General features: G+C 62.3%; 27 protein-coding genes, 1 tRNA gene and 1 pseudogene. 12 read left to right on the top strand and 17 right to left on the bottom strand.

What is annotated here, in order from left to right; all coding sequences use genetic code 11:
- Window positions 1-4: 4 nt before the first annotated feature.
- The gene (locus AD664_RS14060) at window positions 5-586 is read left to right on the top strand and encodes a DJ-1/PfpI family protein (protein WP_053147349.1); all 582 of its coding nucleotides are present in this window, start codon (window positions 5-7) and stop codon (window positions 584-586) included.
- Window positions 587-639: 53 nt separating this feature from the next.
- Here AD664_RS14060 and AD664_RS14055 read toward each other — a convergent pair whose 3' ends face one another.
- A complete protein-coding gene (locus AD664_RS14055) occupies window positions 640-1,659 on the bottom strand; it encodes a DUF4917 family protein (protein ID WP_053147347.1) in 1,020 nt (339 codons plus the stop codon).
- Between the two features lie 140 nt (window positions 1,660-1,799).
- Here AD664_RS14055 and yiaY point away from each other — a divergent pair, with 140 nt between their 5' ends.
- Window positions 1,800-2,948, top strand: coding sequence for an L-threonine dehydrogenase (gene yiaY / locus AD664_RS14050; RefSeq protein WP_053147345.1), 1,149 nt, complete (start codon window positions 1,800-1,802; stop codon window positions 2,946-2,948).
- Here yiaY and AD664_RS14045 read toward each other — a convergent pair.
- Window positions 2,945-4,108, bottom strand: coding sequence for an MFS transporter (locus AD664_RS14045; protein WP_053147344.1), 1,164 nt, complete (start codon window positions 4,106-4,108; stop codon window positions 2,945-2,947). The two genes, yiaY and AD664_RS14045, sit on opposite strands and share 4 nt — an antisense overlap.
- A 13-nt stretch (window positions 4,109-4,121) precedes the next feature.
- Complete coding sequence (locus tag AD664_RS14040) at window positions 4,122-5,357, bottom strand: aminotransferase class I/II-fold pyridoxal phosphate-dependent enzyme (protein WP_053147342.1); 1,236 nt, start codon at window positions 5,355-5,357, stop codon at window positions 4,122-4,124.
- 325 nt (window positions 5,358-5,682) lie between these two features.
- Here AD664_RS14040 and AD664_RS14035 point away from each other — a divergent pair, with 325 nt between their 5' ends.
- Window positions 5,683-7,032, top strand: coding sequence for a diguanylate cyclase domain-containing protein (locus tag AD664_RS14035; protein ID WP_053147340.1), 1,350 nt, complete (start codon window positions 5,683-5,685; stop codon window positions 7,030-7,032).
- A 125-nt stretch (window positions 7,033-7,157) separates the two neighbouring features.
- Window positions 7,158-7,661, top strand: coding sequence for a DUF4142 domain-containing protein (locus AD664_RS14030; protein WP_042731456.1), 504 nt, complete (start codon window positions 7,158-7,160; stop codon window positions 7,659-7,661).
- 93 nt (window positions 7,662-7,754) lie between these two features.
- On the opposite strand, the gene AD664_RS14025 is transcribed toward AD664_RS14030, so the two are convergent.
- Window positions 7,755-8,159, bottom strand: a complete 405-nt coding sequence (locus tag AD664_RS14025; RefSeq protein ID WP_042731455.1) for a low affinity iron permease family protein — start codon at window positions 8,157-8,159, stop codon at window positions 7,755-7,757.
- 362 nt (window positions 8,160-8,521) lie between these two features.
- On the opposite strand from AD664_RS14025, the gene AD664_RS27065 reads away from it, so the two are divergent.
- Together AD664_RS27065 and AD664_RS14020 are read left to right on the top strand one after the other, a co-directional pair.
- Window positions 8,522-8,776, top strand: a complete 255-nt coding sequence (locus AD664_RS27065; protein WP_083454202.1) for a type II toxin-antitoxin system HicA family toxin — start codon at window positions 8,522-8,524, stop codon at window positions 8,774-8,776.
- Window positions 8,773-9,105 carry a type II toxin-antitoxin system HicB family antitoxin gene (locus tag AD664_RS14020; protein ID WP_053147338.1) on the top strand — a complete coding sequence of 111 codons (333 nt, stop codon included), beginning with the start codon at window positions 8,773-8,775 and terminating at the stop codon, window positions 9,103-9,105. Before AD664_RS27065 ends, AD664_RS14020 begins: the two co-directional genes overlap by 4 nt.
- Before the next feature lie 123 nt (window positions 9,106-9,228).
- Here AD664_RS14020 and AD664_RS14015 read toward each other — a convergent pair.
- The 5 genes and pseudogenes from AD664_RS14015 to AD664_RS13995 all read right to left on the bottom strand — a co-directional run.
- A tRNA-Gly gene (locus AD664_RS14015) sits at window positions 9,229-9,302 on the bottom strand.
- 160 nt (window positions 9,303-9,462) lie between these two features.
- Window positions 9,463-10,347, bottom strand: coding sequence for an alpha/beta fold hydrolase (locus tag AD664_RS14010; RefSeq protein WP_053147336.1), 885 nt, complete (start codon window positions 10,345-10,347; stop codon window positions 9,463-9,465).
- 310 nt (window positions 10,348-10,657) lie between these two features.
- Window positions 10,658-11,350: a pseudouridine synthase gene (locus AD664_RS14005; RefSeq protein WP_053147335.1), complete on the bottom strand. Its 693-nt coding sequence runs from the start codon at window positions 11,348-11,350 to the stop codon at window positions 10,658-10,660.
- A 33-nt stretch (window positions 11,351-11,383) separates the two neighbouring features.
- A complete protein-coding gene (locus AD664_RS14000; protein ID WP_053147333.1) occupies window positions 11,384-11,602 on the bottom strand; it encodes a cysteine-rich CWC family protein in 219 nt (72 codons plus the stop codon).
- Window positions 11,595-12,224: pseudogene (locus AD664_RS13995) on the bottom strand (GGDEF domain-containing protein); the annotation flags it as partial. The gene AD664_RS14000 and the pseudogene AD664_RS13995, both read right to left, overlap by 8 nt.
- Window positions 12,225-12,680: 456 nt before the next feature.
- Here AD664_RS13995 and AD664_RS27890 point away from each other — a divergent pair.
- The gene (locus AD664_RS27890; protein WP_083454201.1) at window positions 12,681-13,076 is read left to right on the top strand and encodes a hypothetical protein; all 396 of its coding nucleotides are present in this window, start codon (window positions 12,681-12,683) and stop codon (window positions 13,074-13,076) included.
- Window positions 13,077-13,171: 95 nt separating this feature from the next.
- Here the strand turns inward: AD664_RS27890 and AD664_RS13990 are convergent, their stop codons facing one another.
- Entirely contained in the window at window positions 13,172-14,284 is a 1,113-nt protein-coding gene (locus AD664_RS13990) for an enoyl-CoA hydratase/isomerase family protein (protein WP_053147329.1), read from the bottom strand.
- Between the two features lie 128 nt (window positions 14,285-14,412).
- On the opposite strand from AD664_RS13990, the gene ung reads away from it, so the two are divergent.
- On the top strand, window positions 14,413-15,108 hold the full coding sequence (gene ung, locus AD664_RS13985) for a uracil-DNA glycosylase (RefSeq protein ID WP_161796124.1): 696 nt from the start codon (window positions 14,413-14,415) through the stop codon (window positions 15,106-15,108).
- Between the two features lie 57 nt (window positions 15,109-15,165).
- Here the strand turns inward: ung and AD664_RS13980 are convergent, their stop codons facing one another.
- From AD664_RS13980 to AD664_RS13965, 4 genes are read right to left on the bottom strand one after another with little or no spacing between them, the layout of a single operon-like run.
- Entirely contained in the window at window positions 15,166-16,203 is a 1,038-nt protein-coding gene (locus AD664_RS13980; protein WP_053147327.1) for an AbrB family transcriptional regulator, read from the bottom strand.
- On the bottom strand, window positions 16,196-17,710 hold the full coding sequence (locus AD664_RS13975; RefSeq protein WP_047739245.1) for a tripartite tricarboxylate transporter permease: 1,515 nt from the start codon (window positions 17,708-17,710) through the stop codon (window positions 16,196-16,198). The genes AD664_RS13980 and AD664_RS13975 overlap by 8 nt, the downstream gene beginning before the upstream one ends.
- A 1-nt stretch (window position 17,711) precedes the next feature.
- Entirely contained in the window at window positions 17,712-18,173 is a 462-nt protein-coding gene (locus AD664_RS13970; protein WP_053147325.1) for a tripartite tricarboxylate transporter TctB family protein, read from the bottom strand.
- Window positions 18,174-18,228: 55 nt separating this feature from the next.
- Window positions 18,229-19,206, bottom strand: coding sequence for a tripartite tricarboxylate transporter substrate binding protein (locus tag AD664_RS13965; protein WP_042732116.1), 978 nt, complete (start codon window positions 19,204-19,206; stop codon window positions 18,229-18,231).
- A 447-nt stretch (window positions 19,207-19,653) separates the two neighbouring features.
- Between AD664_RS13965 and AD664_RS13960 the strand changes: the two genes are divergently transcribed.
- Both AD664_RS13960 and AD664_RS13955 read left to right on the top strand, forming a co-directional pair.
- Window positions 19,654-20,325 carry a response regulator gene (locus tag AD664_RS13960; RefSeq protein WP_053147323.1) on the top strand — a complete coding sequence of 224 codons (672 nt, stop codon included), beginning with the start codon at window positions 19,654-19,656 and terminating at the stop codon, window positions 20,323-20,325.
- On the top strand, window positions 20,318-21,709 hold the full coding sequence (locus AD664_RS13955) for a sensor histidine kinase (RefSeq protein WP_042732114.1): 1,392 nt from the start codon (window positions 20,318-20,320) through the stop codon (window positions 21,707-21,709). The genes AD664_RS13960 and AD664_RS13955 overlap by 8 nt, the downstream gene beginning before the upstream one ends.
- Window positions 21,710-21,880: 171 nt before the next feature.
- Here the strand turns inward: AD664_RS13955 and AD664_RS13950 are convergent, their stop codons facing one another.
- Together AD664_RS13950 and AD664_RS13945 are read right to left on the bottom strand one after the other, a co-directional pair.
- Window positions 21,881-22,702, bottom strand: a complete 822-nt coding sequence (locus tag AD664_RS13950; RefSeq protein ID WP_053147321.1) for an HDOD domain-containing protein — start codon at window positions 22,700-22,702, stop codon at window positions 21,881-21,883.
- A gap of 35 nt (window positions 22,703-22,737) precedes the next feature.
- Window positions 22,738-23,679 (bottom strand): folate-binding protein YgfZ, encoded by a 942-nt coding sequence (locus AD664_RS13945; protein ID WP_053147319.1) that lies wholly within the window; start codon window positions 23,677-23,679, stop codon window positions 22,738-22,740.
- Between the two features lie 149 nt (window positions 23,680-23,828).
- Between AD664_RS13945 and AD664_RS13940 the strand changes: the two genes are divergently transcribed.
- A complete protein-coding gene (locus AD664_RS13940) occupies window positions 23,829-24,083 on the top strand; it encodes a succinate dehydrogenase assembly factor 2 (protein WP_042732111.1) in 255 nt (84 codons plus the stop codon).
- Window positions 24,067-24,519, top strand: a complete 453-nt coding sequence (locus tag AD664_RS13935) for a protein YgfX (protein ID WP_053147317.1) — start codon at window positions 24,067-24,069, stop codon at window positions 24,517-24,519. Before AD664_RS13940 ends, AD664_RS13935 begins: the two co-directional genes overlap by 17 nt.
- On the opposite strand, the gene nadB is transcribed toward AD664_RS13935, so the two are convergent.
- On the bottom strand, window positions 24,488-26,104 hold the full coding sequence (nadB, locus tag AD664_RS13930) for an L-aspartate oxidase (RefSeq protein ID WP_053147315.1): 1,617 nt from the start codon (window positions 26,102-26,104) through the stop codon (window positions 24,488-24,490). The genes AD664_RS13935 and nadB overlap by 32 nt on opposite strands.
- Window positions 26,105-26,194: the final 90 nt, after the last annotated feature.

The raw sequence follows: 26,194 nt of genomic DNA, 5'->3' as shown, positions 1-26,194 counted from the left end.
AACCATGGCCGCCAAGAAAATCCTGATGCTGGTCGGCGATTACGTCGAAGACTATGAAGTGATGGTGCCGTTCCAGGCCTTGCAGATGGTCGGTCATGCCGTGCACGCGGTGTGCCCGGACAAGAGCGCCGGGCAGACAGTGCGCACGGCGATCCACGATTTCGAAGGTGACCAGACCTATAGCGAAAAGCCAGGGCACCTGTTTGCCCTCAACCATGACTTCGCCAATGTGGCCGCCGCCGACTACGACGCGTTGCTGATCCCGGGCGGGCGCGCGCCGGAATACCTGCGCCTGAATGAAACGGTGCTGCAACTGGTGCGAGATTTCGATCTGGCCGGCAAGCCGATCGCGGCGGTTTGCCACGGCGCGCAATTACTGGCGGCCGCCGGCATCCTCGAAGGGCGCGAATGCAGTGCTTACCCGGCCTGCGCCCCGGAAGTGCGGCTGGCCGGAGGCACCTACATCGACATTCCGGTGACCCAGGGCCATGTCCAGGGCAACCTGGCGACCGCTCCGGCCTGGCCGGCACATCCGAACTGGCTGGCGGGGTTCCTGACCTTGCTGGGCACGGCGATCACGTTATAGCCATGTCGCCAGGCATCGCCAGCGTCAAGGCCACGATGTGGGGGGCGCGGCGGTCAAATCTCCACCGGCACCGCCAGCTTCGGATCGCCCAGGGGATGGCTCTTGGCGTCGAAGAACCGCAGCTCCACCGCCAACCCCTTGAACACGTTGGTGTAGTGGCGCTTCTGGTGCTGGATGAATGCCTGGCTGCGCGGGTAGATCGAGATCGCCACGACCTTGGGGGCCGCCAGGCGAAGGGCGTCGACGATGTGCCGGTCCTGCTCGCCGAGGGCATGGCCGAACAGGCACAGGTTGTCGCCGTGATGCAGCAGCTGGTCGTAGCAGAATGACAGGTAGTCGGAGCTGCGGATGGTCTTGAGCTTGTCCTGGCTCGGGCCTTCATTGACGAACAGCGGCACATCGTCGAGGGTCTTGAGGGTGTTGTTGATGGCGAAGCTGCCCAGCAACGTGCCTTCGGTGGAGCTCAGCCTGCGCGCCATGCCGTCCTGGTTGCGCACCAGGTGCAGGCCACCGTGCAGGTACAGCAGGCGCGGTTTGTCGGTGCTCGCCTGGCTCAGGTCGAAATGGTGATCGCTGCCCGTGAACAGGTCGGTGAGGGTGCCCGGCGCGTACTGGATCGCCCAGTGATTGAGCAGGTCGTAGTTGGTGGTGAACACCGTACGGTAGCGGCTCAACGCCTGGTTGAGCGTCGCCAGCGTGGAAGGCTGCACCAGTCGCCAAGGGATGTGCACCGCGTGCACGGTATTGATCAGCGCTTCCTTGATCGCATAATAGCGATTGCGCGGGGCGGCGGAGCTGACGGCCAGGGCCTTGTTGATGCGGCTGGTGGTCTTGAGCGCGCCGAGCACCTGCTCGAAGCTGCGCGTCTGCATCGCATCGAACACACTCAACTCCGACGGGCTCAGGGGCTTTTCCTCGACGGTGCGGGCGTTTTCGAACAGTGAGTCGTAGCCGAAATCGTCCCACACCGCGCGGCTGGCACCATTGCCCAACAGCAGGCCGCTGAAGTCGGTGCTGGCCTGCAGGGCCGCCCAATCTTCAAGCCGGGCGTCGTATTCGTGGAAATCGGTCATCGCGAAGCTCATCCAAAACGTGGCAAAGGCAGGGCGCGACTTTATCACGACAAACTCTTGAGCCAGATCAAGGAACGCCGTGACTGATCGGTCAATCCTGTATGCCCCTATCGATCCGGCCTCTTCCAGGAGCGTGTCCCATGAGCAGCACCTTTTTCATTCCAGCCGTGAACATCATGGGCCTGGGTTGCCTCGACGAGGCGATGACCGCCATTCGCAACTACGGTTTTCGCAAGGCCTTGATCGTTACCGACGCTGGGTTGGCGAAGGCCGGCGTGGCCGGCAAGGTGGCTGAGCTGCTGGCGGTCCAGGATGTCGATGCAGTGATTTTCGATGGCGCCAAGCCCAATCCAAGCATTGCCAACGTCGAGCTTGGGCTGGGGCTGCTGAAGGAGAGCGGGTGCGACTTCGTCGTGTCGCTTGGCGGAGGTTCACCCCACGACTGCGCCAAGGGCATTGCCCTTTGCGCCACCAACGGCGGACAGATCCGTGACTATGAAGGCGTGGACCGTTCCAGCAAGCCGCAACTGCCACTGATCGCCATCAACACCACCGCCGGCACGGCCAGCGAGATGACCCGCTTCTGCATCATCACCGACGAGACGCGCCACGTGAAAATGGCGATCGTCGATCGCAACGTGACGCCATTGATGTCGGTGAACGACCCGGCGCTGATGGTGGCGATGCCCAAGGGCCTGACGGCGGCCACCGGCATGGATGCGCTGACCCATGCGGTCGAGGCGTACGTGTCCACCGCTGCCACGCCGATCACCGATGCCTGTGCCCTGAAAGCCGTCACCCTGATCAGCAACAACCTGCGCCTGGCCGTGCGCGACGGCAGCGATCTGGCGGCGCGGGAGAACATGGCCTACGCACAGTTTCTCGCCGGGATGGCGTTCAACAACGCTTCGCTGGGTTTCGTGCACGCCATGGCCCACCAACTGGGTGGCTTCTACGACTTGCCTCACGGGGTGTGCAACGCGGTGCTGTTGCCGCATGTGCAGAGTTTCAATGCCACGGTGTGCGCCGCTCGCCTGGCTGACGTGGGGCGGGCCATGGGCGTCGATGCGCCGGGGGCTACCCCGGAAGAGGGCGCGCAGGCCGCCATCGCGGCGATCCGCAGCCTGGCCCAGGACGTGGACATCCCCGCCGGCCTGCGTGAACTGGGCGTACGCCTCAATGACGTACCGGTCCTGGCCTCCAATGCGCTGAAAGACGCCTGCGGCCTGACCAACCCCCGAGCGGCGGACCAGCGCCAGATCGAGGAAATCTTCCGCAGCGCGTTCTAATCGCCCTGGGGCGGCATGGACCTCACGCAGACCATCGCCGCCACACCCAGCAAGGCGCACAACGTCGCCAGTGGCCAGGCCTGTTGGCTCAGTAACAGGCTGGCCACGGCACCGATCACCGAAGCCAGCAGTTGATGCAGGAACCCGCTCAACGCCATGGCATAGGCACCGGCCACCGGCGAGCCTTGGTTGGCCAGGGACAGGCTGATGGGGTAATTGACCGACTGGCCGAACACCGCAAAACAATAGGGCAGCCAGAACAGCAAGGCGACGTTGCTCAGCGCCAGGCTGCTGACCAACATGATCGTGCTGCCGGCCAACACCAGGGCTATGCCCCAGCCCATCATCCGCTGCTGGCCGGTGCGCAGCACGAACGCATTGACCGTCAGCGCTCCGAGCAGGTACGCCGCGCTGATCGGCCATCCCAGCAGCCCGTATTCGATGGGCGACCAGTCAAAGCCTTTCTGCAGAATCAACGGCGCTGCGGTATTGAAGGCAATGATCACGCCGTAACCCAGCCCGCCGGCCAATGCCGGCCGCAAAAAGTGACGATGCCTGAGTATCCGGGCGTAGATTCGCCAGGCCGATGGACTGTCCTGGTGCGGCGCCACCACCGGGAACCTGGCCTGGGAGATCGCCGCCGCCATGACCAGGCTGGTGGCGCCCAACCCTTGGAAAATCGCCTCCCAACCCAACGCGGCCTGGATCAACGAGCCCAGGTACTGACCGATGCCGAGGGCCACCACGAAGGCGATGGATATCCATGAAAGGGCCTTGGCCAGCAGGTCACCGCTGAAGCTGTCGCGAATCAGGACCCGCGCCATCACCGAGATACCGCTGGCGCCGATGCCCTGGATCAGCCTCATCGCCAGGAATGCCTCGGCGTTGCTGCCCATCGGCAGGGCCAGGTTGCTCAGACCGTAGAGCCCCAATGCCGCCAACAACACCACCTTGCGCCCCAGCCGCTGGCTCAGGCTCCCCCACCACAGCATCGGCAAGGCCATGCCGATCAGGTACGCCGCCAGGCCCCAGGACACCCGCGAGGCGTCGGTTCCCAAAGCCTGGGCGATGTCAGGCAGGGCCGGCAAATAGATGCTCATGCCCAGTTGTGCCAGGAACACGGTCGTGCAGGTGACGATCAGGGTGGTACGGTTGTTCATCAGGAGGCTCGTTTCATGGGCGGATGTCGCGTCCGTGGGCAGCCAGCAGTTGGGTGATGCCTTGGCAGAATTCGCTGATCACCTTTGGCTCCATATCGGCGCGCAGGGTAATACGGATCGCAGCCTTGCCTTGGGGCACCACCGGGAAAAAGACCGCCGAGGTGAAGTACCCCCGTTCGGCCAGTTCGGTCGCCAGGCTGTTCGCCAGGGTGGTTTCACCGCAAGGCACCAGTCGGATCGCCATGGGGCTGCCGTGCTGTTCGGTACGAACGAGGCTGTCGAAGAGGCGAATATTAGCCTGCAAACGCTCCTGCAAGCTGCCGAGCTCGCGGCTGTGGTGCAGGCGAATCGAAGCCATGCCGGCACCGATGGCTGCTGCGTTCAAGCTCTGGGACCAGTTGCTCGGCCCACCGTAGCGTTGCACCAGGGCCTTGTGCCGTTCGCTGCCGAACATCGCCAGCCCACCGCTGGCCCCGAAGGATTTCGCCAGCGAAGCGACGATCAGGGTGCGCTCATCCATGGCGAGCAGGCGCGAGCGGACCAGGCCCGCGCCGCGTTCCCCGACGGCCGACAGCGCGTGGGAATCGTCCAGATAGAGAAACAGACCGTACCGCTGCTTGAGGTACATCAGGCTGTCCAGATCCGCGAGGCCGCCCATGCTGTAGGCACCGTCGGCCACGTACGCCACGTTGCGCTGGCGCTTGCACACGTCCTCGATGAAATCCATGTCGTTGTGCGCACAGGTGAGCACCTGGGTTTCATCGGCGCAGGCCGCCTTGATGTGATTCATCGAGTAATGGGCCTGCTTGTCGAACACCATGACAGGCGATCGATTGTCCGAGAAGGCACCGCTGGCCAGCAGCGGCAGGATCCCGGCACTCGCCGCGCTGCACGACAGCGCACTGAGGCAACTGGCGCCGAACAGCTCCGACAATTGGGTCTCGTACTGCGCAAGGATCGCCAGCTTGCAGCGGTTCCTGGAGTTGGCGACCCGCAAGGTCCCGGTTTCCCACAGGGCGGTCATGGCGCCGTCCAGCAATGCCGGGTGGTAATCCAGGCCCAGGTAGGACGTGGTGCAGAAGTGATGGAGGGTACGGCCATATTGGTCGACCAGGACATTGGGCGTCTTGACCTCGACATTGAGCCCTGAGATTTTTCCGGCTTCAGCGCATTGCCAATCCTGATCTGCGAGGGAAATGACTTTACGGTAGTGGGTGAAGCGATGGGTGGGGTGTGCAGTCTGGTTCATGGTTCGATCACATTCCTTGATTCACGACGCTGTCCGTGGCGTGTTTCGTCGCCGTGTTTCCAGACTTTACAGCGCAGGGCCATAGGCTTTGAATCGGTCGTTTCCGGCATGTTTGAGTGTTACTGGAGACTTCTGCGTAGGAGTTTGCCTAGGAACCTGGACGGCAAATCCATTTGCGAAGGCGAGGTGCCGGCAGGTTATGCTCTGCGGGCTGGGGGGCTCTATTCTTTAATGGGGGGCGTGGCTTGCGCCTCGGTCACCTGCGCTATCCTCATCATGACTTTCGCCCCTTTACCGCTGCACTCACCCGGATGACTCCAGCACCATGGACACCCGAAGCCACACGCCGCTGGCCAGCTACATCGACCTGATGCTGGACGCCGTGTGCGCGGTCGATGGCCAGGGGCGCTTCGTGTTTGTCAGTGCTGCCTGCGAGCGCATTTTCGGCTACACCCCGCAGGAATTGATGGGGCAGGCGATGATCGACCTGGTGCACCCCGCCGATCGCCAGCGTACCCTCGAGGCCGCGCGGGAGATCATGAACGGGGAGCCCAAGCTCAATTTCGAGAACCGCTACCTGCACAAGGATGGCCGGGTGGTGCACATCCTCTGGTCGGCGCGCTGGTCGCCGGTGGACCAATTGCGGATCGCCGTGGCGCGCGACATCACCGAGCGCAAGCTGGCAGAGTCGCGCCAGGCGGCGTTGTATGCGATTTCCGAGGCCGCCCATGCGGCGGCGGACCTGCTGGCGCTGTTCAAGCGCGTCCACCAGATCATCGGCGAATGGCTGCCGGCGTTGAATTTTTCGGTGGCGCTGTACGACGAGCAATGCGCGCAGTTGAACTTCGCCTATCACGTCGACGACCTGGAGCAGCAGCCCGAGCTTCCCGGCACGATGACCGGGCGTTTGTGCGCCGAGGTGATCCGCAGCGGCCAGCCGATCCTGTTGACGCCCGGTTGCAGCTCACTGCCGTCTGGGTTTGGCGACCTCGTGGCGCAGCCGGGCGCGCCTTGTTGGCTCGGCGTGCCGTTGAACTCGCAGAACGGCACGATCGGGGCGCTGATCGTCAAGAGTGCCCCGGACAACGAGCGCTACACCGAGCAGGACAAGGACCTGCTGCAATACGTCTGCGCTCAGATCACCATCGCCATCGAACGCCAGCAATTGCATGCCCGGTTGCAGCACATGGCGCAATACGATCAGTTGACCCAGGTGCCCAACCGCGAATTGCTGCGTGACCGGTTCAAGGCTGCACTGGCCAGCGCCCGTGCCGTGTCGGGGCGCATGGCCTTGCTGTACATCGACCTCGATCGCTTCAAACAGATCAACGACACCTACGGCCACGGTGTAGGCGACCTGTTGTTGCAAGCGGTGGCCAGCCGTCTCAAGGGCTGTATACGGGATGTCGACACCGTGGCGCGCATCGGCGGGGACGAGTTCGTGGTGCTGCTTCATAGCATCCAGGCGTTGGACGATGCCCACCGCGTGCAGGAAAAAATCCGCCAGGTGCTGAGTCAGCCGCTGCGGCTGGACGGCTATTGCCTGAGCATCGAGCCGAGCATCGGGGTCGCTTGTTTTCCCGACCATGGGGTCGAAGATGTGGCGTTGTTCCGTCATGCCGACGAGGCGATGTACGCCGCCAAGCGTCAGAACCATCGGGCATTCAGCAACTGAGCGTAGGTCGCCGTTCGTCGCGGCGAGGCACTTGAATCAAACTTTTCAGCCCTTTTGCCTTTCGAAACCCTGGCAGGTCCCGTGGTGGGGCCGCTGCCGAATGTTCAATTGAGGAGGGCGCGACCATGAACCGGATGGCCACCTTTTTTCGCACCACCAGCCTCGTCGTGTTGATGGGCCTGGGTGCCAACAGTGCCTGGGCCCAATCGCCTGCCGAATTCATCAACGACGCTTCCGCCAAGGGCATGGCCGACATCGAGGCCAGCCGCATGGCCCATGGCAAGGCTGAATCCAGGGAGGTCAAGGACTACACCATCATGGTGATCAACGACCGTACCACCGCCAACCAACATCTGGCGAAGATCGCGAAGAAGCTCGACTTGCCCGTCGCGCCTCGGGAGGAAATGGCTGACAAGGCCAAGACCCTGATGCCGCAGGTGCAGGAGGGCGAGTCGTTCGAGGCCGCCTATGCCGCCAGCCAGGTCAAGGCCACGGAGGAGGCCATTACCCAGATCCAGGAGCAGGCCCAGACCACCGAAGTGCCGGAGATCAAGGCCTTCGCCGATGAGACCCTGCCCAAGTTGCAAACCCATCTGGAGATGGCCAGGGCGTTGCAAGCCAGCCGCTGAGTCGCTACACCTTTTGGCGTGACGGGCGGCAATCCATTGCCCTGACGGTGGCAGTGAAGACGCGAGGGGCATCACGCCCCTCGCGTCTTCGTATCAGCACTGATTCAAGTCAACGTTGCTTTTTTGCTCAAGGCCTTCAAGGTTCTTGACCTCGCCCTGGCCCATGGTCTGGTAGTGCTTCCTCAGTGCCTCCAGTTGCTTGAGGTCCAGCGATTCGAGCCCGAGCATCGCGTTCTGCGCCTCCGCCGTGGCTCGCAACAACTCATCGATTTTCAGGTGCAAGATGTCTGTGTCGCGGTTCTGCGTGTTCTGAATCAGAAATACCATCAGGAAGGTGATGATCGTCGTCGACGTGTTGATGATCAGCTGCCAGGTGTCGTTGAACTGGAAAAAGGGTCCGCTGATCGCCCAAAGCGCCAGTAATACAATGGCGCCCAAGAACGTCTTCGGGCTTCCCGCCCATAGAGCCAGCTTCTGTGCGATTTTTGCGAAGTTCATTGCCGTGTTCCTTAATGGGATTCACCTGTCTGGTGAGACAGCAACGACGCGTTGAAAATTCTGCTTACATTTGCACCGGGCGCCGTGTGGGAGCCTGCTTGCGAAGCATCGCCCAGGGCACATCACTGTTGTAGGCGGCTTGCGCGAGAGTTGGTTGCGTTCGGATTCTGCCTACAAGCCAAGCGAAAGTTGTCTGCTATCCAAAGTGAGGGAGCATAGGAAATAGTGCTTCGCGTAACGGAGTGCACGATTGCTGATGATCGAGTGACGTTCGGCGGTTTCGCCGACTTGATCGGTTCGTCTCTCGGCAGGACGTCAGGTGCGGAGTAAAGCCTTCATTTTTGGTATCACGGTGTAATACCATGAACAACAGACAGCTCAGTACACTCAGGGCCCTGTTCTCTCGGCCATCACCTTCTACGTTGGAGTGGGTTCGTATTGAGTCACTGTTTGGTGCGGTGGGCGCGAAGACCATTGAAGGCAGCGGATCGCGCGTACGGTTCGAATTGCACGGCGTGGTCGCGACGTTCCACCGGCCCCATCCAGACAAAGAAGCAAAGCCTTATCAAGTACGTGATGCTCGGGCTTTTCTTGAGCAAGCAGGAGTTACCCCGTGAACGTTATGAATTATCAAGGCTACGCCGCTCGGATTGACTACAGCGATGAGGACGGTCTGTTTGTAGGCCATATCGCTGGTATCAAGGATGTCGTCGGGTTTCACGGCGAGTCTGTCAGCGAACTTCGAGCTGCGTTCAAGGAGGCGGTAACTGATTACCTGGAGACGTGCGCCAAGCTGGGGCGCGCACCGCAGAAGCCTTATTCAGGCCATCTCAGCCTACGCCTGCCCCCTGCGCTCCATGCAACCGTCGCCGTAAAGGCCCAGCTCGCCCACAAAAGCATCAACCAGTGGGTGAGTGATTTACTGGATCGTGAGGTGCGCGCCTGAAGAAAAGCTGCGGCGATGAGCGGATTATGCGGGATGTCACTGGAGTGCGCGCTTGAGGAAAAACAGGTTCAGCGCTTTGGGTTGCAGGCATTCCCGGACTTGGATATCCAGGGAAAGTAAATGTGGAGCGGGTGAAGGGAATCGAACCCTCGTTATCAGCTTGGGAAGCTGGAGTAATGCCATTATACGACACCCGCTCAGAGCGGCTGACTTTGTACCAGATGTGGGCGAGGATTTGAAGTTTTTCTTTGCCTGATGCGCGTGCGCTCGTCTACGCAGGCCTTGGATCAAAGCGGTCGTTCGCGGGCAAGCCCCGTTTTGCTGGCGCGGGGCGGGGCTTGCTCGCGAGGGCTCGTTTCAGATTGCCAGTGCATGGTAGTCCTGCACGAAGCTGTAGCGCGGACGGCTTTCGCGGTGTGTCGGAGTGAGGAAGTTCATCAAGGCGTTGCGACTGTCGCGGCAGGCGGCCTTGTGTTCCATGTCCAGAAAGTGCCCGGTGGCTTGCAGCGTGCCGAAGGTGCTGTGCTGGACGTGATGGGCGAAAAGCCTGGCGTCGTCGGCCGAGGTGTATTCATCCCATTCGCCGTTCAGGAACAGCACCGGCACGTTGATTTTTTTCGCCGCGTTGACGTAGCACTGCTGGTCGCTCTGCAGCACGTCGGTGATGTGAAAGTGCATCTGACCGTATTCATGCTCGGCCAGGCTGCTGACGTGGCGATAGTTGAAGCGCTTGAACAGCGGCGGCAGATGCTTGCCGATGGTGCTGTTGACCAGGTGGCCGACACGATCGCGGTCCAGGTTGCCCAGGTAATCCACGCCGCGCTCCAGGTAATCGCGCATCGGCGCGTTGAGCACCGGCGAGAACGAACTGATCACTGCCTTTTCAATCCTCCGTGGGCGCTGGGCCAGGGCGCTCAAGGTGGCGGCGCCGCCCCAGGAAAACGACAGCACGTGCTCGGCGGCAAAGTGATCGATCAGCTCCAGGAGGATCTGTCCTTCAATCTCCTTGGTGAGCATTTTCTCGTGCCGGTTGTGGGCCTTGGACTTGCCCGCGTAGGGCTGGTCGTACAACACGACGTTGAATTGCGGATGGAGGTTTTTGACGGTCTGTGCAAACGACGCAGTAGTGGCCATCGAGCCGTTGACCATGATGATGGTCTTTTGTGCGGCGTCTGCGCGATAGAACTCCGTGTAAACCCGATACTGACCCTGTATATCCAGCACAGCGATTTCTGGCCTCATGTCATAAGACTCCTGGCAAGCGGGTATGCGCGCAATGAGATTGCACGGGCAATGTGACAGGTAGGCATACGCCTGGAAGATAAGGCCCATGTCGATCCATGAGAGCGGTCGACGGGTGTTGTTATAGGCGGGCAGTTTGCCGGAGGGATACGGCGGAACCTGGGGGTTCTGGCCGGCAAAAAGTTTCTTGGAAGTATGTTGTGACTAATCGGTCACATTTTGGCCGACGGTTTGATTCAAGCAGGGGGACGACGGATGCGCAAGTACCGATGGGAAAATTGTTCGACACTTCTGCCCGGCGGTAACGGCCTCAGATCAGGCTGATTTCGTCCGGGCCCAGGGCGCGGTACTGGCCCGGTTCAAGTGCGGGGTCCAGCAGCAGGGGGCCCATGCGTTCGCGATGCAGGCGCAGCACCTTGTTGTCGAAGTGGCCGAACATGCGCTTGACCTGGTGGTAGCGCCCCTCGACGATGCTCAGGCGCGCCGTGGTCGGACCCAGCAGTGTCAATCCTGCCGGCTGGGTGGTGAGATCTTCGAAGGCGAAATACAGGCCCCGCGCGAAGGTGTCGGCGTACTCGGCGGTGATGGTGCGTTCGGTTTCGACGTAATAGACCTTGGGCAGTTTGGTCTGCGGTTGGGTCAGTCGTCGCGACCAACTGCCGTCGTTGGTGATCAGCATCAGGCCGGTGGTATTGAAGTCCAGGCGCCCGGCGATGTGCAGGTCGTCCTTGTCGGGCTCATCGAGCCAATCGAGCACGGTGGGGTGTTGCGGGTCGCGAGTGGCGCTGACGCAGCCGGGCGGCTTGTTGAGCATGAAGTACCGCGCCGGCCGGCCCGCTTGCAGCACTTCGTCATCGACTTCGACGCGGCTGAATTCACGCACCTGGGCGTGCGGGTCGGTGACGGTCTGGCCGTCGATCTGCACCCGGCCCGCCACCAGCAACAGGCGTACCTGCTGGCGATTGAGACGGGGCAGATTACTGAGGAAGCGGTCAACGCGCATGGGGCAGTTCAGGCCAGGAAGAGGGCGCGCATCTTACGCGATCGGCCCGGTCTTGGCGTGCAGTTGGGCTTCAACCTGTGCACAGCGTGGGCACAGGCAGGCTTGATCGCGCAGCTCTGCCGGCAGCGCTTCGAGTACGGCCGGGTCGATGCTCACGCCAAAACACCAGCAGGCTCGGTCGACGGTTCTCGGATCGGCCAGCGAGCAGTCGTTGCTGCCACCGCAGGCAGGGCAAAGGTCGGGTTTATTCATAGCTGGAGTGAGGCATTTCCACACAGGTTCGATTGCGGCCGGTTTGCCGGGCGCGTTGCAGTGCATGATCGGTCCGGGACAGCAGGCTGTGCAAGGTGTCTTCGTCCTGCACCGTGGTCAGTCCGATGCTGACCGTGACCAGCAATTGTTTCCCGCTGCAGAAATAGCGCTGTTTTTCCATGTGCTGACGAATTTTCTCAGCGATTTTCAGACCGGTCTGTCCATCGGTGTCCTTGAGCAGGACGACAAAGGCATCGGTGCTCCAGCGACAGACGATGTCCGAATGCCGCAGGCTTTGCGTCAGGTCGCGGGCGAAGCCGCTCAGCAGTTGGTCGCAGGCTATATGGCCGTGGATACTTTCCAGTTGCTTGAAGTCGTCCAGCTCCAGCAACACGGCGGTCAATGGCCTGGGTTCGCGTTGGGCTTCGTGCAGGGCCTGCACGGCCAGCAGATCGAAGCCCCGGCGGTTGGGCAGTTCGGTCAGGCTGTCGAGGGTTGCCTGGGCATCGATACGGCGCTGGTACTGGTTGAGTAACCGATAGAAGATCCATAGCGTGGCCAGCGTCACGAGCAGGCCGATCAGCAGGTTCACGTACAGCGTCTTGAGGAGGCTTTCTCGCGCCGAGGCGTGGGCAGCGTAATAGCCCAGCAATGAAACGGTCAGGAAGCCTGTTCCCAGCAACGCCATTACCATCAGCAACGGCCTGCGTTGGGTATACAACGACGAACGGAGCGACATGGCGATTCCTTTGGCGCAGACCCAATGCAATCAGTTTAGTAATCCTTGTAGGAAAAGGTGCGGCTGGATTCGCTTGTTTGTAAACGAGGCGGCCGGTTGCTCGCGCCGCTTGTCTGGAAAGGCAGCTTTACCTTTCAGGGGCGCTGCACAACTCGGCGCGAGTCAGCGCCCTCGCCACGGTTTCTGAAGGTGAATGTTGGCAGAAAGCTACATGTTTCCAGTTGTTGCCATATCGCACCAGATTCCGATTTTGCTGTCTGAATATTCGTCAGTCATCCAAAGACGACTGCCGCCCATCAGCGTCGCTGATGTGGCCCATTCGCGGTCCAGGAGGCCGCCATGTATCGACGACTGCTGCTCCTTGCGTTTCTCGGTTTGACTCTTTCGGCCTGCGTGCCCTACTACGACGGAGACTCGAGCTACTACCGTTCAGAGGTCTACACTTCACCCGCGCCGGTCTACTACGGGGGCGCAGGTTATTATTCGGTCCCACGTGGCTATTACGCACCGCGGTATTACCAACCGGCGCCGCGCTACTATTCGGCCCCGCGCTACTACCAACAAGGCCCGCGCTATTACGCGCCACCGCGGGCCGCCTACCGGCCTTATCCGAACCGGGGTGGCTGGGATGGCTGGGGCGGTCGCGACCGGGGCGGCTGGAATGACGATCGAGGTGGACATGATCATCGAGGACGCGGTGATCATGACGGACGAGGCAGAGGCGGCCACCGCTGATCCCCTGGCAATAAGAAGCGGCGCATCGAGCGCCGCTTTTTTTTGCCTGGCTTACACCCACGTTGTGGCCCGCACTGACAGGGCTCGTTCAACGCCTATTCGTTGGACAAGTCCGCCAACGGGTGCCGACCTTCCCAAGCCTTGTGGAAATGCGCTTGCACCACGGCTTCCGGAATATGGTTGATGTCCGGCCAGTGCCAATGGGGCTTGTGATCCTTGTCGATCAGCCGTGCCCGTACGCCTTCGCTGAATTCCGGATGGCGGCAGCAGTTGAGGCTCAAGGTGTATTCCATTCGGAACACACCGGCCAATGACAGGTGTCGGGCGCGGAGGATCTGCTCCCAGACCAGGTGCGCGGTCAGGGGCGAACCTTCAGTCATTGTCCGGGCTGCCCGAGCGATCAGCGGGTCCTGGTGGTCCACCAGCAGGCTCAGTGCTTTCCAGGCGCAGCGCACATCGCTGACGTCCAGCCACTCATCGATTTTTTGCCGGCGCGGCAGCCATTGGGCTTCGGGCAGTTGCGCGACGGCTTCCTGCTGCAAGGCCTTGAACAGGCTGTTGAGCTGCATCTGGGTCTGTTCCTGCCAGTTGAGCTGCAACAAGCCTTCGATCAGGTCGTCCTGTTGTTCGTCCAACAGGAAACGGTCGGCCAGGCCCAGGTCGAGGGCATCCCGAGCGTTCATGTGGGCGCCGGTCAGGCCGAGGAACAAGCCGAGCTTGCCCGGCAGGCGCGACAGGAACCAACTGGCGCCGACGTCCGGGTACAAGCCGATGCTGATTTCGGGCATCGCCAAGCGACTGCTGGGCGTGACGATGCGCGTGCTGGCGCCTTGCAGCAGGCCCATGCCGCCACCCAATACGTAGCCATGGCCCCAGCACAGCAAGGGCTTGGGGTAGGTGTGCAGGTTGAAGTCCAGTCGGTATTCCGCCGCGAAGAACTGCGCGGCCAGCGGCGGTACTTCACCCGGGGCGGCCCGACAGGCCTCCACCAGGCTGCGGACTTCACCGCCGGCGCAGAAGGCCTTGGCGCCGTTGCCACGCAGCAGCACGCAGACGATTTGCGGTTCTCTGGCCCAGGCATCGAGACGGTCACGCAGGGCGTTGATCATCGGCAAGGACAGGGCGTTCAGGTTTTTTTCGGCATCCAGGGTGGCGACGCCGATGCGTGCTCCTGTGATACCCGTCAGTTCTTCGAAGTGCAGATTCATCGTGACCTCGATCCGAAATTTGAATGTTCAGTATGACCGTTGCGTGGGAAAGTGCCGGTTCTGTGTCAGATCAATTGACAAGCCATGTAGGCTTTCCTAGGGTGCGCCCATTGTTTCTACCGGGTGCAATCATGACTGCTGATGACCGTATCAAACTCGAACCGAGCTGGAAGCAGGCACTGCGTGCCGAGTTCGACCAGCCCTACATGGCAGAGTTGCGCGAATTCCTGCGTCGGGAGTACGCCGCCGGCAAGGAGATCTACCCACCGGCATCGCTGATCTTCAACGCCCTCAACTCCACGCCGCTGGACAAGGTCAAGGTGGTCATCCTCGGCCAGGACCCGTATCACGGCCCGGGCCAGGCCCACGGCCTGTGCTTCTCGGTGCAGCCGGGCGTGCCGACGCCACCTTCGCTGGTGAACATCTACAAGGAGTTGAAGCGCGACCTGAACATAGACATTCCCAACCATGGCTACCTGCAAAGCTGGGCCGACCAAGGGGTGCTGCTGCTCAACACCACCATGACCGTGGAGCGCGCCAATGCCAACGCCCACGCGGGCAAGGGCTGGCAGCATTTTACCGACCGGGTCATCGAAGTGGTCAGCGAGCACCAGCCGCACCTGGTGTTCCTGTTGTGGGGTGCCCATGCGCAAAGCAAGCAGAAACTGATCGACGCGACCAAGCACCTGGTGCTGACCTCAGTGCACCCGTCGCCGTTATCGGCGTATCGGGGTTTCCTGGGGTGCGGGCATTTCAGCCGCACCAACAAGTTCCTCGAACAGCACGGCGAGGCGCCGATCGACTGGCGATTGCCGCCGGTCTGAGTGTTCGTCCTCGGGGCCTGTTCGCCAGCAGGCTCGCGAAGAAAACACCGCTGGCAATCAGGCCTGCCCCTGGCGCCGTATCCAGTAACGGAACAACGGTTCTGCCAGAAACAGCACGAACAACAGTCGCATGACCTGCAACGCCGTCACCAACGGCACCGACAATTGCAGCGTCTCCGCCGTCAGGCTCATTTCCGCGATGCCGCCGGGCATCATGCCGAGGGTCAGTGAGCGCAGGTCCAGGTGGGTCAGTGTGCTCAGGCCCAGGGCCGCCAGGCTGGCGATCAGCATCGTCAACACGGTGCCGATCAGGGTGCGCCCCATGAACGACGGCGCCCGCCGGAAGAACTGTCGGTTGAAATGACAACCCAGGCCGCTGCCGATCAGCCATTGGCCAATCTGGCTGGCGCCGTGGGGCAAGCCGATGTGCAGGTCCCAGCCGATGCTCACCGCCGCGCTCACCAGCAGCGGCCCGAACAGCCACGGGTTGGGTTGGCGCAGGCGCTCCCAGATCCAGGCGAGCAGGGCGCCGGCTGGAAACAGCAGCGCCAGCCAGAGCCAGTCCACGGTCGTGGCGTGTTGTACCGGGGAGCCTTCGCCCAACAGGTACTTGAATGCTGCGGGCACGCACAGCACCACCACCAGCACCCGCAAGCTCTGGCCCGCGGCGACGCGGCTCAGATCGGCGCCGTTACGGGCGCCGAGGTTGACCATTTCGCCGGAGCCGCCCGGCATGCTGGAAAAGAAAGCGGTGGCGCGGTCCTCGCCGGTGCGGCGCATCAGCCAGACACTCACCCCGCTGGACACGCTGGTGATCAGCGCGCCAAAAAAAATCAGGCCGAAGTGGCCCAGGACCTGCTCCATCACCAGGGGCGTGAAGTGCAGGCCGATTCCGATACCCACTACCCATTGGCCGCATTTGCGGCCGCCGGGGATTTCCTTCAATTGCCAGGGGGTCAGGCAGCGCACCAGGATGATCGCCAGCAACGAGCCGACCATCCAGGGCAAGGGCCAGCCAACCAGGCTGGCCAGGTAACCGCCGGCCAGGCCGACCAGCGGTGTTCCCCACCATTGTCTGAAAGTCGCCTCAGACATTGGCCAGGGCACGTCGTTGGGCGGCGCGACGACGCCAGATCCGCAACAATGGCATGAACAGCATGATCGCCGTCAGGATCCAGCAACCGAAGGTGATCGGGCTCGACCAGAGGATCTCCAGTGCACCGTTGGAAATCGACAACGCACGGCGCAGGTTCTGCTCCATCAGGCCGCCCAGGATAAAGCCCAGCAGCACCGGTGAGAGCGGGAAGTCCAGTTTGCGCAGGATGTAGCCGAAGATGCCGATGCCGATCATCAGGAACAGGTCGAACGTGGTGGCGTGCACCGCATAGACACCGATGCCGGTGATGATGGCGATGACCGGTACCAGCGCCCAGTTCGGTACCGCCAGGATGCGGGTGAACACGCGGATCATCGGGATGTTGAGGATCACCAGCATGACGTTGGCGATGAACAACGACGCGATCAGGCCCCAGACGATGTCCGGCTGTTGCTGGAACAGCAACGGGCCAGGGGTGATGTTGTACAGCGACAGCGCGCCGATCATCACCGCCGTGGTGCCCGAACCGGGAACGCCGAGGGTCAGCATCGGCACCAGCGCACCGCAGGCCGCGCCACCGATGGCGGTTTCCGGCGCGGCAAGACCACGCTTGTCACCCTGGCCGAACGTGCCGCTGGCACCGGCGATGCGCTTCTCGGTCATGTAGGCCACGGCACTGGCGAGGGTCGCGCCGGCGCCCGGCAACACGCCCATGATGAAACCGAGTAGGCCGCAACGCAGGTTCACGACAAACACCGATGCCGCTTCCTTGAAGTTGAACATCATCCGCCCGGTGGCTTTCACCGCTTCCTGGCCGCGGTGGGTTTTCTCCAACAGCAACAGGATCTCGCTGATGGAAAACAGGCCGAGCACCAGCACGACGAACTGGATCCCGTCGGTCAGGTGGATGTTGTCACCGGTGAAGCGGTACACGCCGCTGTTGGCATCGATCCCGACACTGGACAGGAACAGGCCGATCAGCGCTGCGATAAACGTTTTGAGGGGACGGTCGCCGGCCATGCCACCCAGACAGACGATGGCGAACACCATCAGGACGAAATACTCCGCCGGTCCGAAGGCAATTGCCCATTTGGCCAGCAGCGGGGCAAACAGGACCATGCCGCAGGTGGCGATGAACGCACCGATGAACGAACTCCACGCCGACAGTGACAACGCCACTCCGGCCAGGCCTTGGCGCGCCATCGGGTAGCCGTCGAGGGTGGTCATCACGGTGGAGGCTTCGCCCGGGATGTTGAGCAGGATCGAGCTGATGCGCCCGCCATATTCGCAACCCAGGTACACGGCGGCCAACAGGATAAGCGCCGACTCCGGCGGCAGCCCAAGGGCGAATGCAATCGGGATCAGCAGTGCCACGCCATTGATCGGGCCCAGACCCGGCAACAAACCGACCACGGTGCCGATCAAGGTGCCGGTCAATGCGGTGACGAGGTTGTAAGGCGTCAGTGCCACGCCAAAACCCTGGCCGAGATAATTCAGGGTATCCATATCAATTCTCCAGGACGTCGAGCAGGCCGAGGGGCAGGGGGACGTCCATCAGCTTGTCGAACAACAGATACAGACCAATGGCCATCAGGCTGATGATCACCACGCTCGGCACCCAACGGCCGCCATACAGGCGTGCCATCGGCACTCCGACCAAAATGCTGGCGAGGATGAAGCCCAAAGGTTCGAAGGTGCCGGCGAACACCAGCAGCAGTGCTATGCAGATGCCGATTTTCTGCAGGGTTTCGCGGTCCAGTTGCGGGTCTTCGTCGCTGTGTACGACCGGTGCGGGACGAAACAGCATGTACAACAAAGCCAGGCCCATCAGCCCAAGCATCAGCAGGGGAAAGGCTCGTGGGCCAACGGGTTCATAAGAAAAAGCCGCCTGGTAAGGCCAGGCCATCAGTGCCAGGCCAATACAGGCCAGCAACAGCACCGCGGCAAAAATACGTTGAAGGGTGAGCATGACTAACTCCTGGGCAGCGCCGGGGGAGCCGACGCCGCCGCGCGAACAGAGACGGTTACTGGATCAGGCCGAACTCTTTGGCCAGCACCTTGTAATCGGCGACTTGCTTTTTCACGTAGGTGTCCAGTTCCTGGCCGGTCATGGCGAACGGGAACAGCTCGCGCTGGTCACGCAGCTTGGCGAACTCTTCGGAGGCCAGCAGCTTGTCGAAGGCGTCTTTCCACCAGGCGTAGTCTTCGTCGCTGACCTTTGGCCCGAGGTAGAAGCCGCGCACCACCGGCCAGACGATGTCGTAGCCTTGTTCCTTGGCGGTCGGGATGTCTTTCATTTCCGGTTCGTCGATGCGTTTTTCGGCGAACACGGCCAGCAGGCGCATGTCACCGCTCTGGATATGGGGCATGGAGTCGGAGATGTCGGTACTGCCGACCTGGATGTGCCCGCCGAGCAGGGCAGTAGCGATTTCACCGCCGCCTTCGAGGGCCACATAACGCAGGTCGCGAGGGTTGATCCCGGCGGCCTTGGCGATGAGTGCGGTCTGCATCCAGTCCTGGCTGCCGACGGTGCCGCCGGAGCCGATGACCACTGAGCCTGGATCTTTCTTCAGGGCTTGTACCAGGTCATCGAGGGTCTTGTAGGGCGAATCACTCTTCACTGCGATGGCGCCATAGCTGGTACCGACGGCGGCCAGCCAACGCACGGCGCTTTCGTCGAAGCGACCGAACTTGCCCTGGGCCAGGTTCAACAACGAGCCGCTGGACCAGGCCACCAGGGTGCCGGCGTCCGCCGGGCGCTGGGCGACCACGGCGTTATAGGCCACCGCGCCAACGCCACCGGGCATGTAGGTGACGCGCATCGGCTTGGTCAGCAGCTTCTGGTTGACCAGCGCGCTTTGCGCAAGCTTGCACGTCAGGTCGAAACCGCCGCCGGGGGAAGCCGGTGCGATGCATTCGGGGCGCTTGGGTTCGGCGAGCAACTGCCCGGCGAACATCAGGCAGCCGGCGGCCAGGACGACTTTACGCAGTGATAGGCTCATTATTGTCTCCACAGGAGTTGTTGTTGTGTGTGGTACGAAGGGGGCGATGCCGGCTCCTTGCCTTGCTCATCGAGGATGGCCGACACAGGTCGTGGCAGGGAGGGGCGCGATGGAACAACGGCAGGCCGGGCAGCAGTGAAGCTGGCCAGGACGGTCTGTTGGAAGCGGGAAAGGTGGGCTGGCACGGTGGCCTGACGCTGCATGGACAGCATGGTGAACACTCCGCTTTTATTGTTCTTATCGGCGAAAACGCTTCGAGGCGTTTTTCGTTCGCGATCGGCATCGCGACCGGCAGTCGAAACTGTCCGTCCTCGGACTCTAACGGCCCAACCTTTCGCTAACCTTTCAATACCTTTGAGACTGTTTTTTGGCTTCACAGTGGGCGTTGCGGCTGTAAACTCCGCGCCAAAGAATGGCGTCGGCCATCCCTGAATCGAGGAATAACCCATGCGTGTTCTGCTCGTCGAAGACCATCTGCAGCTTGCCGAAAGCGTTGCCCAGGCGCTCAAGAGCGCCGGTTTGACCGTCGATGTGCTGCACGATGGCGTGGCCGCAGACCTGGCCTTGAGCAGCGAGGAGTACGCCGTGGCCGTCCTCGATGTCGGGCTGCCGCGCATGGACGGTTTCGAAGTGCTGGCGCGCCTGCGGGCTCGCGGCAAGACCCTGCCGGTGCTGATGCTAACCGCCCGCAGCGACGTCAAGGATCGCGTCCATGGCCTGAACCTGGGGGCTGACGATTACCTGGCCAAGCCCTTTGAGCTGACTGAACTGGAGGCCCGGGTCAAGGCGCTGTTACGGCGCAGCGTCCTGGGCGGCGAACGCCAACAGCGCTGTGGTGGGCTGGTGTATGACCTGGACACCCGCCGCTTTACCCTCGACGATGAACTGCTGACGCTGACATCTCGCGAGCAGGCGGTGCTGGAGGCGTTGATCGCCCGGCCGGGGCGGGTGATGAGCAAGGAGCAGTTGGCCGCCCAGGTGTTTGGCCTGGACGAGGAGGCCAGCGCGGATGCCATCGAGATCTACGTCCACCGGCTGCGTAAGAAACTCGATGGCCATGCCGTCGCCATCGTGACGTTCCGTGGCCTGGGCTACCTGCTGGAAAACCGCGATGCATAAGCCCGACAGCCTGCGCTGGCGGTTGCTCTGGAACCTCGCATTGCTGTTGGTGGTGCTGATGCTCGCCAGCGGCCTGAGCGCCTACTGGAACGGTCGTGAAGCCGCGGATACCGCCTATGACCGCACGCTGCTGGCCTCGGCCCGAACCATCGCCGCGGGGCTTTCCCAGCGCGATGGCAGCCTGAGCGCGGACGTGCCCTATGTGGCCCTGGACACCTTCGCCTATGACAGCGCCGGGCGCATTTATTATCAGGTCAATGACATCAACAAGCAGTTGATCTCTGGCTATGAAAACCTTCCCGGCCCGCCGCCCGGTACGCCACGCACCGACGATTACCCGGCCCTGGCGCGCTTCTACAACGCCAGTTACCAGGGCCAGAACGTGCGGGTGGTGAGCCTGCTCAAAGCCGTGAGCGAGCCGAACATGAACGGCATGGCGGAAATTCGCGTCGCGGAGACCGAAGAGGCGCGAGTCAGCATGGCCCGCAGCCTGATGGCCGACACCCTGCTGCGCCTCGGGATGCTGGCCGTGGGGGCGTTGCTGCTGGTGTGGTTTGCGGTCAGTGCCGCATTGCGTCCACTGGAGCGCTTGCGTACGGCGGTGGAGGAGCGCCAGCCGGACGATCTGCGCCCGCTGCCGCTGGTGGAAGTCCAGCATGAGCTCTGGCCCCTGGTGCGGGCCCTCAACCACTTCACCGAGCGGCTGCGCGGGCAGTTCGAGCGCCAGGCGCAATTCATTGCCGATGCCGCCCATGAACTGCGCACACCGTTGGCCGCGCTCAAGGCCCGCCTGGAGCTGGGCTTGCGCGCCAGTGAGCCGGCGACCTGGCGTGAAACCTTGGAAACCGCCGCCCAAGGCACCGACCGCTTGACCCATCTGGCGAATCAGCTGTTGTCCATGGCCCGCGTCGAAAACGGCGCCCGCGCCATCGCCGAGGGCGGCGCGCAGTTGCTCGACATGAGTCAGCTGGCCCGGGAGCTGGGCATGGCCATGGCGCCGCTGGCCCATGCCCGGGGTGTGGCGTTGGCGCTGGAAGCCGATGAGCCGGTGTGGCTGCGGGGCGAGCCGACCTTGCTCAACGAGCTGCTGAGCAACCTGGTGGACAACGCACTGGCGCATACCCCATCGGGCGGCAACGTGATCCTGCGGGTCACCGCGCCGGCGGTGCTGGAAGTTGAGGACGACGGCCCTGGCATTCCCTTGCACGAGCGCGATCGGGTGTTCGAGCGCTTCTATCGACGCAACCAGCAAGTGGCCGGCTCGGGCCTGGGTTTGGCGATCGTCGGCGAGATCTGCCGCGCTCACCTGGCGCAGATCACCCTGCACGATGGGCAGGAGCGGGGGTTGAAGGTGCGGGTGAGTTTTGTACCGGGCTCGGACTGATTCCAGTGCGCTTCGGCGCACCCGGCTCGCTAGGCTCTGTTTGAAAAGTCTTGAGACGAAGGTCAGGCAAGGCGAAAACCGGCGAGGAAGCGGAGTTTACTGGAGTAAATGAGCATTCCGAGCCGATTTTCAACGCAGCATGAACGAGTATCAAGGCTTTTCAGACAGAGCCTAGTAAAACATCGACCGCGCTTCTTCGATGTGCGCGCAGCGATCCTTGTTGTCCAGGTCGATGCCCAGCTTCTTGAAGGACGGCACCGCAAACACATCGATCTTGCCGAGAGGGTGGTCGGTGTCTCTGTAGCAATACAGCGCAGCGACCTGCACCAAGTCGACATAATCGACCTGCCGGGTATTCCGGGTGAAATCCAGGTACAAGCCCGGCAGTTTCACCAGCCTTTCTGGAAACTCCCAGACACTGAGCAACTTGTCCCCCAGCACCGGATGAATCGTCTCGATGACATGGTTGAGGCTGACGGGATCGGACAACAACTCGTTGTTGTCTTGCGCGTACGTCAGGATCGGCAGCACGCCGATCTGGTGCACCAGCCCACCGAGGGCCGCCTGGTCGGGTTTGAGCTGCGTGTAGCCGCGGCACAGCGCATAGCTGACACCGGCGATCTCCAGGCTTTTGCGCCAGACTTCACGCATTTTCTGTTCGACCACCTCGGAGCGGGCATGGAAAATCTGCTCCATGACCAGGCCGATGGCCAGGTTACTGCTGTAGTTGACGCCAAGCCGGGTGATGGCCGTGTGCAGGTCGGTGACTTCCTGGGTGGCGCGAAGCAGCGGGCTGTTGACCACTTTTATCAGGCGAGCCGAAAGTGCCGTGTCGCGACCGATCACTTTGCTCAGGTTGCTCACGCTGATTTCCGGGTCTTCAGCGGCCCGGCGAATCTGCAGGGCCACTTCCGGTAATGTTGGCAACACCAGGTCATCGTTATCGATGGCCTCCACCAAATCCCGTTGGACCTTCTCCGCCAAATCGCTCATTTCGGTTCTCTAGGGTGTTGCGACAAAGGCTGCGATCAGCGCTGGATCTCGCGGTCGCGGTCCAACTCGTAAGGCAAGTCGAGCAACTGCAGGGTCGGGCCCTCCAGGGCGCCCAGGTGCAGGTTGCCATCCTCCGCTGCTTCGGCCTGCAACACCGCCAGCAGTTCAATGTTTTGCTCGGCTCGCGCAGCCATCACCACTTCGCCGATGGAGCTGCCGTGGGTCGGGGAAAACAGCGCCGTGCCCGGTTCCGGCAGTTCGCTGGCGTCCAGTTGCAGGCGATACAGGCGCCGCTTGAGCTTGCCCAGGTACTGCATGCGGGCGACGATTTCCTGGCCGGTGTAGCAACCTTTCTTGAAACTCACGCCGCCAACGGCTTGCAGGTTGAGCATCTGCGGGATGAACAGCTCACGGGTGGCCGGCATCACCTGGCCGATACCGGCGCGGACCTGACCCAGTAGCCACGGGTTCAGGTCTGTCTCGGCGAGTGCCGCGGCCAGTTGGCTCCTGAGCGCTGGCGCCTGCTCGGCGCGGGCCCAGAGTTCAGCGCGGCCGGGGGAAACCCGCACGGCGATCAGCGACTCATGGCGAACCACACTGTCGGTGTCGGCCGGCAGTTCGAGGCCCAGGCCGGCGAGCACGTCATCGGCGTTTTCCAGGCCGAAGCGAACCCAGGCCAGGCTTTCGTCGGTGAGCTTGGATTTGGAGAACACGGCGTATTTTTTCAGGTCCGCCAGTTGTGGCTCGAGCAGCTCGCTGGCCATCGCCATCAGCACGCCGTCGCCTTCGAGCAGAATGCGGAAGCTCGATTGCATCCGGCCTTTCTGGGTGCAGCGGGCACCGAGGCTGGCACGGTTGTCGCTCAAGTAGTTGAGATTGCAGGTCAATTGACCTTGCAGGAATTTGCCGGCATCCACGCCGCGGACCGCGAGAACGCCTTCGTGGGACAGGGTGCAGAAAAAAGCGGAATCAGCCATGGGACATCGCAGGGTAAAAAGTCTGGTGGACATCATAAGGGGGCGCCCTTGAAATGGGTAGTTCACAAAGGAACGGTCGTGGCCGACCAATGCTGTCTGTTCCACCACGGCGGGGCCTGTATACTTGCGCTCTATTTGAGGAGCGCTCCATGGTCGAAGATGTTGAACTGAATCGCCTCTACTGGCACAGCCGTCGCGGCATGCTTGAGCTGGACGTGTTGCTGGTGCCGTTCGTGAAAGAGGTCTATCCCCATCTCAATGAAACGGACCGCGCGTGCTATGTCCGCCTGCTCGAATGCGAGGACCAGGACATGTTCGGCTGGTTCATGGAACGTAGCGAATCCGACGATCCAGAGCTGCAGCGCATGGTTCGGATGATTCTGGACCGTGTCCAGCCAAAGTAACCGCTTCGAATGCCGCTGGCAGGCCTCCAGGCAACTGCTGGCGGCCTACCTGCTGGCCCAGGCGGTCGCCCTGGGTTCGTTGTCTCTCCTGTCGGTCCCTTTCCCGTTGGCAGCGCTTGGCGTGGTGCTGTGTCTGGCCCATGGCGCCTGGGTCCTGCCGCGACAGCTCTTGTTGACCCATCGACAGGCCTTCAGTGGTCTGCGTTATGACGCTGCCGGTTGGCACCTGTGGAGCCCGGCTCACGGCTGGCGGGCGGTGCAGTTGCGCCCCGACAGCCTGGCATTGCCGATGATCGTCGTGCTGCGTTTTCGCCTGCGGGGCGAGTGGCGGGTCCGCTCGCTGTGCGTGCCGCGCGACGCACTGGCGCCGGATACTCATCGGCGCCTGCGGGTGCGGCTCAGGTTCAGTCGGCGTAGGTGGGCGGCACCAGGATAGTGTCCAGTGCCTCGGGCAGCAGATCCGGGTAGTCGAGGGTGTAGTGCAGTCCCCGGCTTTCCTTGCGCTCCATGGCCGAACGGATCATCAGTTCGGCCACCTGGGCCAGGTTGCGCAGCTCGATCAGGTCGCGACTGACTTTGTAGTTGCTGTAGAACTCGTCGATTTCATCCAGCAGCAGGCGCACCCGGTGCTGGGCCCGTTGCAGGCGCTTGTTGGTGCGCACGATCCCCACGTAGTCCCACATGAAACGCCGTAGTTCGTCCCAGTTGTGGGCAATGATCACGTCTTCGTCCGAATCGGTGACCTGGCTGGCGTCCCATGAGGGCAGGGCGGCAGGGATGGCGACCTGTGGCAACTGTTGCAGGATGTCGGCCGCCGCCGAGCGGGCGTAGACGAAGCATTCCAGCAGCGAGTTGCTGGCCATGCGGTTGGCGCCGTGCAGGCCGGTGAAGCTGGTTTCGCCAATGGCGTACAGGCCCGGCACGTCGGTGCGGCCCTGCTGGTCGACCATCACGCCGCCGCAGGTGTAGTGCGCCGCCGGCACCACCGGGATCGGTTGCCGGGTGATGTCGATGGAAAACTCCAGGCAACGCTCGTAGACGGTCGGGAAATGGCTCTTGATGAAGGCTTCGGGCTTGTGGCTGATGTCCAGGTAGACGCAATCGATGCCCAGGCGCTTCATTTCATGGTCGATGGCTCGGGCGACGATGTCCCGGGGCGCCAGTTCGGCACGCGGGTCGAAGCGCTGCATGAAGCGTTCACCGTTGGGCAGCTTCAGGTGTGCCCCTTCGCCACGCAGGGCCTCGGTCACCAGGAAACTCTTGGCCAGCGGGTGGTAAAGGCAGGTTGGGTGGAACTGGTTGAATTCCAGGTTCGCCACCCGGCAGCCCGAGCGCCATGCCATGGCGATGCCGTCGCCGCAGGCGCCGTCGGGGTTGCTGGTATAAAGGTAGACTTTCGCGGCCCCGCCGGAGGCCAGGATGACGAAGCGCGCGCCGTAGGTGTCGACTTCGCCGGTGCCGCGATTGAGCACGTAGGCGCCCAGGCAACGATCACCCTCCAGGCCCAGGCGCTTTTCGGTAATCAGGTCGACCGCGACGCGCTGCTCCAGCAACTCGATGTTCGGCCGCTGCCGGGCCTGGGCGAGCAATGTCTTGAAGATCGCCGCGCCGGTGGCATCGGCCGCGTGGATGATCCGTCGATGGCTGTGACCGCCTTCGCGGGTCAGGTGAAATTCGAAACCGCCGTCTTCGTTGCCGGAATGCTCGTCACGGGTAAATGGCACGCCCTGGTCGATCAGCCACTGGATGGCTTCCCGGCTGTGCTCGACGGTAAAGCGCACTGCGTCCGGATGACATAGGCCGCCACCGGCGTTGAGGGTGTCGTCGACATGGGACTCGACGGTATCGGTATCGTCCAGGACGGCCGCGACGCCGCCCTGGGCCCAGAATGTCGAGCCGTTGGCCAGGTCGCCCTTGCTCAGCACGGCAATGCGCAAATGCTCCGGCAAGGTCAGGGCAAGGCTCAAACCGGCGGCTCCGCTGCCGATTACCAGAACATCATGTTGGAACTGTTGGCTCATTCGAATGGTTTCCGCTCAAGGCGACCCGGGTCGGGGTTGGCGCAGGACGCCGTTTCATCGGGTCACGCAGCCACGCAGCCCACTAGTATA

The organism is Pseudomonas sp. P97.38, from assembly GCF_001269745.1.
GTDB classification, from domain to species: domain Bacteria; phylum Pseudomonadota; class Gammaproteobacteria; order Pseudomonadales; family Pseudomonadaceae; genus Aquipseudomonas; species Aquipseudomonas chlororaphis_E.
This window is presented reverse-complemented; position numbering and strand designations above follow the sequence as displayed.

Excerpts from the sequence above, each read along its gene's own strand:
- AD664_RS14060 (WP_053147349.1), top strand. The coding sequence starts at position 5 with ATGGCCGCCAAGAAAATCCTGATGCTGGTCGGCGATTACGTCGAAGAC.
- AD664_RS14055 (WP_053147347.1), bottom strand. The coding sequence starts at position 1,659 with ATGACCGATTTCCACGAATACGACGCCCGGCTTGAAGATTGGGCGGCC.
- yiaY (WP_053147345.1), top strand. The coding sequence starts at position 1,800 with ATGAGCAGCACCTTTTTCATTCCAGCCGTGAACATCATGGGCCTGGGT.
- AD664_RS14045 (WP_053147344.1), bottom strand. The coding sequence starts at position 4,108 with ATGAACAACCGTACCACCCTGATCGTCACCTGCACGACCGTGTTCCTG.
- AD664_RS14040 (WP_053147342.1), bottom strand. The coding sequence starts at position 5,357 with ATGAACCAGACTGCACACCCCACCCATCGCTTCACCCACTACCGTAAA.
- AD664_RS14035 (WP_053147340.1), top strand. The coding sequence starts at position 5,683 with ATGGACACCCGAAGCCACACGCCGCTGGCCAGCTACATCGACCTGATG.
- AD664_RS14030 (WP_042731456.1), top strand. The coding sequence starts at position 7,158 with ATGAACCGGATGGCCACCTTTTTTCGCACCACCAGCCTCGTCGTGTTG.
- AD664_RS14025 (WP_042731455.1), bottom strand. The coding sequence starts at position 8,159 with ATGAACTTCGCAAAAATCGCACAGAAGCTGGCTCTATGGGCGGGAAGC.
- AD664_RS27065 (WP_083454202.1), top strand. The coding sequence starts at position 8,522 with ATGAACAACAGACAGCTCAGTACACTCAGGGCCCTGTTCTCTCGGCCA.
- AD664_RS14010 (WP_053147336.1), bottom strand. The coding sequence starts at position 10,347 with ATGAGGCCAGAAATCGCTGTGCTGGATATACAGGGTCAGTATCGGGTT.
- AD664_RS14005 (WP_053147335.1), bottom strand. The coding sequence starts at position 11,350 with ATGCGCGTTGACCGCTTCCTCAGTAATCTGCCCCGTCTCAATCGCCAG.
- AD664_RS14000 (WP_053147333.1), bottom strand. The coding sequence starts at position 11,602 with ATGAATAAACCCGACCTTTGCCCTGCCTGCGGTGGCAGCAACGACTGC.
- AD664_RS27890 (WP_083454201.1), top strand. The coding sequence starts at position 12,681 with ATGTATCGACGACTGCTGCTCCTTGCGTTTCTCGGTTTGACTCTTTCG.
- AD664_RS13990 (WP_053147329.1), bottom strand. The coding sequence starts at position 14,284 with ATGAATCTGCACTTCGAAGAACTGACGGGTATCACAGGAGCACGCATC.
- AD664_RS13980 (WP_053147327.1), bottom strand. The coding sequence starts at position 16,203 with ATGTCTGAGGCGACTTTCAGACAATGGTGGGGAACACCGCTGGTCGGC.
- AD664_RS13975 (WP_047739245.1), bottom strand. The coding sequence starts at position 17,710 with ATGGATACCCTGAATTATCTCGGCCAGGGTTTTGGCGTGGCACTGACG.
- AD664_RS13970 (WP_053147325.1), bottom strand. The coding sequence starts at position 18,173 with ATGCTCACCCTTCAACGTATTTTTGCCGCGGTGCTGTTGCTGGCCTGT.
- AD664_RS13965 (WP_042732116.1), bottom strand. The coding sequence starts at position 19,206 with ATGAGCCTATCACTGCGTAAAGTCGTCCTGGCCGCCGGCTGCCTGATG.
- AD664_RS13960 (WP_053147323.1), top strand. The coding sequence starts at position 19,654 with ATGCGTGTTCTGCTCGTCGAAGACCATCTGCAGCTTGCCGAAAGCGTT.
- AD664_RS13955 (WP_042732114.1), top strand. The coding sequence starts at position 20,318 with ATGCATAAGCCCGACAGCCTGCGCTGGCGGTTGCTCTGGAACCTCGCA.
- AD664_RS13950 (WP_053147321.1), bottom strand. The coding sequence starts at position 22,702 with ATGAGCGATTTGGCGGAGAAGGTCCAACGGGATTTGGTGGAGGCCATC.
- AD664_RS13945 (WP_053147319.1), bottom strand. The coding sequence starts at position 23,679 with ATGGCTGATTCCGCTTTTTTCTGCACCCTGTCCCACGAAGGCGTTCTC.
- AD664_RS13940 (WP_042732111.1), top strand. The coding sequence starts at position 23,829 with ATGGTCGAAGATGTTGAACTGAATCGCCTCTACTGGCACAGCCGTCGC.
- nadB (WP_053147315.1), bottom strand. The coding sequence starts at position 26,104 with ATGAGCCAACAGTTCCAACATGATGTTCTGGTAATCGGCAGCGGAGCC.